This window comes from Dehalococcoidia bacterium (assembly GCA_021295915.1).
Classification (GTDB): Bacteria; Chloroflexota; Dehalococcoidia; order Lucifugimonadales; family UBA1123; genus VXRN01.
This window is the reverse complement of sequence record JAGWBK010000035.1, coordinates 528-927: the sequence shown is the minus strand read 5'-3', so window position 1 is coordinate 927 and position 400 is coordinate 528. Positions and strand designations below refer to the sequence as shown.

Genomic DNA, 400 nt, shown 5'->3' with positions numbered 1-400 from the left:
ACGTCTACAGGCAGAACGGCTTCATGGAGAAGCAGCATCAGCTCGAGTCAGACGGCACGTGGGATATCGTAAACGTCACCCGGGAGATCCTGGGCCTGCCGAAGGGCGAGCCAGACGTGCTGTTCCAAGTCTGGACGTACCGCATCAGGCCGAGGTAAGCAGTCCGCCGCCGCTCAGTGCCAGTCGTGGGAGCGCGGCATGTGTACGCCGGACTGGACAGGTCGCACGTCTGATGCGATGACGTTCGTGGTGTCGTCCCACTTCGACACCACACCGCTGACCTCTATCACCTGGCTTCCCAGCTCCCTGCGACACCGCTCGAACACGCGCTGCCACAGGATGACCTGGACGTCCCCGGTCTCGTCCTCGATGGTCACGAACACCGTGCCGTCCCACCCCT

1 protein-coding gene is annotated in these 400 nt (G+C 63.2%); it reads right to left on the bottom strand.

Translation table 11 applies throughout. From position 1 onward, the window contains the following. Positions 1-173: 173 nt before the first annotated feature. Positions 174-400 (bottom strand): hypothetical protein (locus J4G14_10445; GenBank protein ID MCE2458219.1); only part of this gene is annotated, 227 nt, incomplete at its 5' end.